This window comes from Paraburkholderia sp. EG304 (assembly GCF_046543485.1).
Classification (GTDB): Bacteria; Pseudomonadota; Gammaproteobacteria; order Burkholderiales; family Burkholderiaceae; genus Paraburkholderia; species Paraburkholderia youngii.
On the sequence record NZ_JBKGUA010000117.1, the window covers coordinates 1 to 8,486 of the forward strand.

General features: G+C 58.2%; 6 protein-coding genes. 4 read left to right on the forward strand and 2 right to left on the reverse strand.

Features of this window, described 5'->3' with window-relative positions; all coding sequences use genetic code 11:
- Positions 1 to 405 precede the first annotated feature (405 nt).
- A complete protein-coding gene (locus tag ACLFKU_RS41685) occupies positions 406 to 864 on the reverse strand; it encodes a hypothetical protein (RefSeq protein WP_410853117.1) in 459 nt (152 codons plus the stop codon).
- 75 nt (positions 865 to 939) lie between these two features.
- Positions 940 to 2,181 carry a hypothetical protein gene (locus ACLFKU_RS41690; protein ID WP_410853118.1) on the reverse strand — a complete coding sequence of 414 codons (1,242 nt, stop codon included), beginning with the start codon at positions 2,179 to 2,181 and terminating at the stop codon, positions 940 to 942.
- A 330-nt stretch (positions 2,182 to 2,511) separates the two neighbouring features.
- Here ACLFKU_RS41690 and ACLFKU_RS41695 point away from each other — a divergent pair, with 330 nt between their 5' ends.
- Genes ACLFKU_RS41695 through ACLFKU_RS41710 form a run of 4 tightly spaced genes read left to right on the forward strand, consistent with a single transcriptional unit; the run spans position 2,512 to position 7,736 of the window.
- On the forward strand, positions 2,512 to 2,853 hold the full coding sequence (locus ACLFKU_RS41695; protein WP_410853119.1) for a hypothetical protein: 342 nt from the start codon (positions 2,512 to 2,514) through the stop codon (positions 2,851 to 2,853).
- 17 nt (positions 2,854 to 2,870) lie between these two features.
- Entirely contained in the window at positions 2,871 to 4,160 is a 1,290-nt protein-coding gene (locus ACLFKU_RS41700; RefSeq protein WP_410853120.1) for a tyrosine-type recombinase/integrase, read from the forward strand.
- Positions 4,135 to 5,667 carry a site-specific integrase gene (locus tag ACLFKU_RS41705; protein ID WP_410853121.1) on the forward strand — a complete coding sequence of 511 codons (1,533 nt, stop codon included), beginning with the start codon at positions 4,135 to 4,137 and terminating at the stop codon, positions 5,665 to 5,667. Before ACLFKU_RS41700 ends, ACLFKU_RS41705 begins: the two co-directional genes overlap by 26 nt.
- Positions 5,664 to 7,736, forward strand: coding sequence for a hypothetical protein (locus ACLFKU_RS41710; RefSeq protein ID WP_410853122.1), 2,073 nt, complete (start codon positions 5,664 to 5,666; stop codon positions 7,734 to 7,736). Before ACLFKU_RS41705 ends, ACLFKU_RS41710 begins: the two co-directional genes overlap by 4 nt.
- The last annotated feature ends 750 nt before the right edge of the window (positions 7,737 to 8,486 follow it).

Sequence of the window (8,486 nt, forward strand, 5' to 3'; positions counted from 1 at the left end):
CAACGGTGCCACCCAGCGCTCTCCACTCGACTGATTGATTGCGAGAGCGCAATGCGGCTCTATACTCTCTGCTGCAGATTCGTCGCACGTCGAACCTGCATTTCGCGTTTCCACACAGCCTCGGTCGTGAAGACTCGTCCGCAAATAGGGAATGCTGACGCTCGCCGACGCCGAGTCGCGAATGTCCGCCGATCTAAAACGGCCACACGTTCCTGTTCGGCCGCCGTCGGCTCTGGGCGACAATTGCGCGTTGAGCATTGGGCGGGTTTCGGAGTGGACCAGCCGTTCGAGCGACCACCGCATGGCTCAGGCGAGCGGCAGAAAGTGGTCGCATCCGAAGAAAGCCTCGCGATACGGACACCTATCGGCAGCTACGAATGCGACTGGCTAGCTCAAGTCCCCAGGTCAACCTCCCTCCCCCACACCCCCTCCCTTCTCGAGAGAGATATTGTCCAACCCCGGACAGACGAAACCAAAAACACATAAGCATAAATCGGGCTGAGAGACCCACGTGGCCCCGGAAAACGAGGCGAGTTCCACGAATTGCTCCATCGTCCACGGATATACGCCAGCGATGCCGCGCTGCCGACCTTTCAGTTGAAAGAGCCGCATGGCGGTGAATCCCGCACTGTCCAGAGCGAAATCCATCTCTGTCAGGTCTGTCGCTTCAGGGATGCGGAAGCGCCCGGTTTTCGGATTCCAGAAGGCAGAAGCGGAGACCATGCCCGCGTATCCTTCATTGAACGCGTGGTATGCGAGTCGGCCGCCGCTGTGCGGGATACCCACACGGACGAGCAGGCCTTCGTCCACATGAGCGTTGCTCTGGCGAACCGGCATGCCGGGTCCAGCTGCTTCAAGGTACATAAGCTACTCCAGATGGATGCGCGGAGCAGCCCCTTGCGAGGGGATGCCCCGCAAGGGTGAATGAAATGAGACCGCTCACGCGGCCATTGAGAAGAGATCGAGCTGCTGCACTTCCTTGACCGCATTGCTGATCAGGTACTGATCCATTTCCGCCGGCGTGAGGTTCAGACGCTCGGCGAGGCGCGCGAAATACTGCCCGCGCACTGCCATCTCCTGATATCGCTGGGACCTCCCGGTAGGCAGTGTCAGGATCGTTTCGTTGAGCCAGAAACGCGCCGATTCGATCCCTGCATGGGCCTGCACGCGCGCATACCAGTCGTAGTCAAACGAACAGGTTACGAACTCACAGGCTCTTTCGGCATCGACGTCGAGGTGGTCGCTTTGTTCGAAATACACGACGCGTTCGCCAGCAGTCGTTTGCGCATAGGTGGACACGCGACCCGGATGTCGGTACCGATTCCACTGCTCGGCGCCAAAATCCCGAAGACCTTCGGCGGGCGCCTCCGCGTCGAACTGTCCGACGCGGAACCATCCGTGATTCGTGATGGGTACCTTCGGAAAAGTGTCGACTTTGGGGATGCGGTTTCGGCGCCCCAGTCTGTGGACTTCGTACCAGGCTGATACCGCTGGAAACGCATGCGGTGCGTAGTGGTGCATGGACAACATGAAGTCGATCGCGACCAGTTGTGACGGCGTGATCATTTCGAACTGCACGTCGCAGAGGTCGCGGTTCTCGGGCGTATCAGGAATGAGACCAGCCGCGAGATGCGCGTCGTGCTGTTCGGCGCGTTCAATTTCGAGCGCGTCGAGCGTGAGCAGGTACCGCAACAGGTTCATGCGCTCCCAGAACGACAGCACATCGGGCTGCACTCGCACATATCCGGCAGAACTCAGCGACCGACCTACCAGCTCGCGGCGCTTCAGATCCCACTGTGTCGCGAGCAGGTAATTGCGGAAATCGTTGAGGCCCGCCACGTACGCATGCTCCGGCTCCCGGATCATGGATTCCAGCGACTTGTCCCGATCGCCAACGACGCAGCAGAACACGCATCCGAATCGCGAACCGCACGCCGTACGCTGCCCACTTTCGCCGAGAACCACTCCGCACATGCCATCGTTACCGGCGCGGTACAGGTCCGACAGACGTTCGATGGATCGCACCGAAAACGCACAAGGAATCGGACGCTTCTCTTCGTCGGCAAACATCGTCAGCATCAGCCAGATGTCATCGACCGACCAGTCGCGCAACGGTGAGATAGACAGTGCATCGTTGGCGTCACGCGTAGGCGCAATCGCGCTTTCCGCTCGGGCCAGCATGGCAACGCCGCGCGAGGCGCTTTCAGCGATGCGATTGCCGAGAACGGTACAGATCTCGCGGTCGCCCCGGGCCGTCGCATCGCGCTCGAGCGCCGCGCGCAACCGCCCCTGTGGGATGAGCTTCCAGTCCGTCGCGTTACGGTGACCGGCCTAGAAAATGTAAATAACCACGGTGCGCGCCTCATCTGATGAGCGGTTTGCGTTGTTGTCACGATTCTTCGAGATGGTGACCTTCCGGTGTTATTGGTCACTGCCACGAAAAGTAAACAATTCCTCGCCACTCTAGGCCATATATCGAGTAGCAGCAGTGTCGTACAGGAGTGCTTTTTGATGGCTTACGGACCATGGAACCAAGCGGAAATGGATGCTGCGCGTGATGTGGCGTTTCCGGTGCTGCTCGAGCATCTTGGGGCTTACTACAAGCTGGACACACACTTCACACCATCGGATGCGAGCGGTCACAGCCAGCGAGTTCAGGTAACCTACGAGGGTCGCGACTTCCGTTTCATCTTTACCGGGCGTAAGTTCGTCAACGTGCTTCTTCCTGCTGACGCAGTGCATCGAGGGGGCGGTGGCGCTATCGACCTTGTGCACCACATCACTGGCTATAACTTCGTCCACGCCGTCAAAGTATGTCTCGACGCGCGTACCGACGCTGCCGGTGTGTCATGACCAGCGGCGCTCGACACTTGATCCGTACCACCGTTTTCGAATACGGCGAGCGTATGCCGATCCTCGTTGACGCTCGAAGCGGTCTGCCACTTTTCGACCCCTGCACTTTCGCCTGCACGGAAATCCGGCCACGGACCGGCTCAGCGGCGACCGTAGAGCAGGCTCTGCGCGGCGTGCAAGTTCTGTTGGCGTTCGTTGACGATAGTCAGATCGATCTTGCACAGCGGTTCGCCACGGGTCGGTTTCTCGACCTCTGCGAACTAGACGAATTGGTTACGGTCGTGCATCTTCCTCTGAGTATAGCCGCAACGAGTAAGCGCAGCCGTGCGTCAATGCAGAACCGTCCGGCCGTCGTCAATCTGGATCGGGTTCGCAAACGTGCGCCAAAGCAAGCGGAAGAGGTAACCGTTGCGATAAGTACGGTCGCCATTCGTCTTTACTACGCCGGATGTTATTTGCAGTGGCTCGGTCATCGGGCGGCGAAGCAAGTCTGTGCGTCGCTGGAGCAGAAGAACGACTACATGGAAAGGCTGGCACAGTTCCTCGATCAATTGCGCGCCCGTACTCCGAAGGCCCGCAGCCAATCCAGTCGCATGGGCCTGACCGCAGAGCAGAAGGCGGAGTTGGTCCGGCTGACCGATCCGGCCTGCCCCGATAACCCATGGGCCGGAAACTTTGTGCGCGACCGTAATCGGCTTATTGTCCTCTGGGGGTTAGGCACTGGCCTACGTCGCGGCGAGTTACTCGGTCTACGGATCAGACTACTGGACTTTCGCAGGAACATGGCGAGCGTCATGCGCCGTCCGGACGACAAGTCGGATCCGCGAAAATATCAGCCAAACGCCAAGACGCTCGAGCGCGTGATAGGCATCGGCGAAGAACTGGCGTATCTGACGCATCAACACATCGTCGAATACCGCACCCAAGTGCGCGGCGCCCAGAAGCACGATTTTCTGTTCGTCGCAGAAATTACCGGCCGTCCACTATCGTTAGCCGGGTTTTCAAAGGTGTTCCGTTCGCTCCGAGAGAAACATCAGGCGGTTGGCCATGCACTTACCGCGCATGTATTGCGGCACACATGGAACGAAGACTTCTCCGAAATTGCCGACAAAGCCGGATTGTCGCCGGAAGATGAACTCCGGGCGCGCAATCACGCGATGGGTTGGTCCGATATCTCGAAGACCGCCGATCAGTATCTGAGACGTCGGACGCACCGGCTCGCAGCGGAGGCTTCACGGCGTATTCAAAATGCTGTCATTCGCTCCGGCCAGGAGACCGAGCATGAGCAAGTCGAAGACCGCAGCTGATATCCGCCCGTCGGTGAGAACCATCGACGGCGTGAAGTTCATTCCCGCCGATTGGTATTGGAATATTCCAACCCCGCATGGCAATGTCATCTTCAACTTCAATTATCTGCCGGGTGTCGGGCCGAGCCTGCGGAAAAATGTTAAAGACGCCTTTACCGTTTTGGTTCGTGCGAATGCACCCGAGCGGCTCAGGCGGCTACTGAGCCGTTTGCGCGCGTTCTTCAAGTTTCTGGCGGCTGAGCATCCTGACGAAGAAATCGACGTGTTGACAGCCGCCCATCTCGAAAACTACGGTGCGTCGTTATCAGTACGTCAGCAATATTTTCTCCGCCAGCTCAAATGGATCCTGGTGAGCTGGGCCAAGACCGGGATTAGCGGGCTGTCTCTTGACCTGTTGCTCTTCCTACCCGTCATGGAGAGCCGAAGTCATGAGGTGGGAGCCGCCGTACGGACGATGGATCCTATAACAGGCCCACTGACCGACATTGAGTACGAGTCGGTGCTTGGTGCGCTGCGTGACGCGTTTGCATCCGGTAGGTTGTCGCTGTCAGATTATGCGTTGATGGTGCTCGCCATTGCGCTTGCACCTCGTCCGGCCCAGTTGGCGCTACTCAAAATCAAAGACTTGAGCATCACCCGACGCGACGATGGTTCGAAGGTACATATCCTCCAGGTGACTCGTCTGAAACAAGGCAAGCACATTCGCCCACGAACCATCTTCAGGGCGCGACAGCTTTCCACCGCCGTCGGCGGCTTACTGGAACAGCAGATCGCAGCCGTCACACGCTGGTGTGACTGTAACCGGATCGACCTTGCTGAGGCTCCCATGTTTCCTTCGATAACCAGGTCGCTACCTGAGCGACGCCCAATGTTGCATGGCCTCGCAGGACATCAAAGCGCTAAAGCTGTAGGCGCCAAGATCTCGAGAGTCCTCAGAGGTCTCCGTGTCTTTTCCGTGAGGACGGGAGCAGAAATGGTCCTGTTCCAGACCCGGATACGCCGGACATTGGGTTCGCGCGCCGCGGCCGAGGGACTACCCGCGACCGTCGTCGCGGATCTGATGGATCATAGCTGGGTCGATTCCAGCCTCGTCTACATCGAATCTCGTCCAGAGATGATCGAGCGAATCGATAAAGCGCTCGCGTTGAAGATGGCACCGCTCGCGCATGCGTTCACCGGCACCCTGCGCAGTCGGCCGCATCTCGACAGTGGTGGTGGAAAAAAGACCATCCACATTGAAAGTCCGGACAGCCTAAGAGCCGTTGGGATCTGCGGGAAGCTCGACTTCTGCGGCTTGGCAGCTCCGCTCGCGTGCTACACATGCTCCTTCTTCAATCCGTGGCTCGACGATAATCATGAGACCCTGCTCGATCGCCTGTTGACCGAGCGAGAAACAATGCTCGCCATGTGCGATGCACGGATCGCGTCGGTCAACGACAGGACGATTCTGGCGATCGCAGACGTTGTCAATCGTTGCCGCGATTCTGCCATTAAAGGAAGTGCATGAAGACGGCGATTCCCCTGGTCGCCCGGCAGAAGTCGGATGCTGAGCGGAACCTCGCCGTCTTCATTTCCAGCGCTAGAAACGCAACGACAGCTTTTGGCGCCGGGCTGGAATTCGATGCCGACTGTTGGGATGTGACAGAGTTCTACGCAATAAAGGGGCATGCGAATTCGAAGCACGGCACTATCACGATCCATTTCACTCAGCGGTTGAGGGATGGTGGAACGCCGTTTTGTCGACCACTGGCTGGTTTCGCAAGGGCCTATGTGCGCAGGCAGTTGGCGAATAGGTCGTCGTCCTCTTTCACCTATGCGATCACCGCATTTCGAGCCCTCGATACAGCTATTCAGGAGTGTGCCATTTCCTCCCTGTCGGATTGCGATGCACATGTCTTTAACCCCGCAGCCGAGGTGATCAGAAGTGGAAGTGCCTTCGGCGATAATAATTCGGCCGGTTCTGTACTTGCTGTCATCGCCCGCTTCCTGGATGAAAAGGGTTTTGTCTACGCCCCGCTGCACAACTGGAGCTACCCACGCGTCAGGAAAGCCACCAGCGGGCGTGTCGGACCAGAGTTTGAGCAGCGTCGACAGGCAAAGATGCCAGATCAAGCAGCATTGGACGGACTCGCTCAAGCTTTCCATCTTGCAACGGAACCGCGCGACATCCTCATCACATCGGTTTCCGCTATCCTGTGCTCGGCCCCAGAACGAATCAACGAGGTCATGGCCTTGCCCGATAACTGTGAGGTCGAACAGTCTGGCAAAGATGAGCGAGTGCATCTCGGTTTGCGCTGGGCCGGCTCAAAAGGGGCATCTGACCACATCAAATGGATACTACCCGGCATGGCGGATGTCGTGCGCGAGGCGCTAACTAGAATCAGACGGATCACTGAATCAGCCCGAGAGATGGCGCGCTGGTATGAACAGAACCCGGCGAAGCTCTACCTTCCTCAAGACCTCGAGCACCTGCGCGGAAAGGAACTCCTTACCCTGGAGGAGGTCTGGCAGATTGCCAATCTCTCACCTGACAAGCGCATCGTGCGCGGATGGATGCGCAAAAACCGCCTCCCTTTTGCCCACATTGATCTGAACCATCCGATTCGAGGTTGGATACAGATTTACGCTGCCAGGTTTGCGGACGTAGAACGACATATCGTCGGCATGCTGCCACCAGGATTTCCAATGTATGACGAGAGGCGTGGCATGCGGTATTCCCAAGCGCTCCTCGTCATCCCGGAGGGGTTATTCGGGAACCGCGGCAGTAGCACGGGAAACCGGTGCATGTTCGAGGTAGTGAAGTATCACCACATTGGCTGCGCGCTTGGTCAGAATAAGCATGCCGGAAGCATGACAGTGTTTCAGCGCGTCGGGATTGACCCGGAGGGAAAACTGGAATTGCGAAGCCACCAGTTCCGACATTGGCTCAACACGATGGCGCAGAGCGCAAGCCTGTCACAGCTGGACATCGCAAAATGGAGCGGTCGCGCAAATATTCACCACAATCGGTCCTACGATCACATGACCAGCGAGGAGATCGTCACGAAGATTCGCGATGCCGTGGGCGACCACGCCAAGGCTATCGGGCCACTGGCTACGGTTCCCAAAAATCTGCCTGTCACCCGCGCCGAATTCGCGGAAATGGCTGTGCCGACGGCGCACGTGACGCTCTACGGTTTCTGCGTTCACGATTTCACTACCACTCCCTGCGAGATTTTCCGCAAGTGCCTGGATTGCCGCGAGCACGTATGCATCAAGGGGATACCGGACAACACCGGACGTATTCGTCAGGCGCTGGACGCCGCCCGCGACAGTCTCGCCAAAGCGAAGAAGGCGGTTTCGCAGAACGCTTACGGTGCCGAAGACTGGGTCACCACTCACCAGGCTGCTGTCGATCGTCTGGAGCAACTGCTGGCCATTTTGACGGACCGAACCATCGCCGACGGCGCCATCGTTCAGTTGAACTCAAACAGCACATATTCCCTGTCAGAAGGCGCCCTGCTTGACCGGTTGCACCTAGACGGAACCGGCGCCGAGATGCTCGCTGACCTTGAGACGACGGCGAGGCTGCCATGATCAGGCGATCACCGAACCTTACGCCCGACCGCGTGGACATTGTCATTGAAATTATCCGTCGTTGGGATGGTCGGCTGACCTGGGCTGCGCTGATCAAGGTAGCGAGAACGCGACTCCACGCCACCTACACGCGGCAAGCGCTCTTCAGGCACGAACGGATTCGGATCGCGTATGAAACTTACCGGACGCGTGCCGGCGACACACCAGGCGGTCGCCCACTGCCTGCTGCGCTTAACTCATGTCTTGAGCGGACAAAGCGGTTGCAGCAGGAGAATATGGAGCTCCGAAACCGAGAGGCATTGCTGCTCGAACAGTTCATTCGCTGGGCCTACAACGCTGCGTCTCGCGGTTTGACTGAAGACTTTCTTAACCGGCCGCTTCCCCCGACGAATCGGACCGGAAACGTCACATCTGGCCGCCACTTTCGATAAGGTCGTTCGTCCTCGTGCGATCAGCCAGAAAATCGCCGGGGATTTCGGATGGCCGTCGCCGGCCGGGCTTTGCAACTGAGCGGCTATCACGCTAGGGTCTGCGCGCGCCTCGGTCCGTGAACGACCCTAAACAGCCTGTTGCACCCAGCTTGCCAGTGTCCTTTGACGACCACATATCAGGCACTGGAACACCCCGGTTGACTCGACACTCTGTAACTGGATCGGCTACAAAACGGAAAGCGATACGTGAGGGCGATTTTTCGGCGCCTGTCGACAGCCTTCCTTCTCCCGAAAGTGCGTTGTGAACCCTCGATGCTAT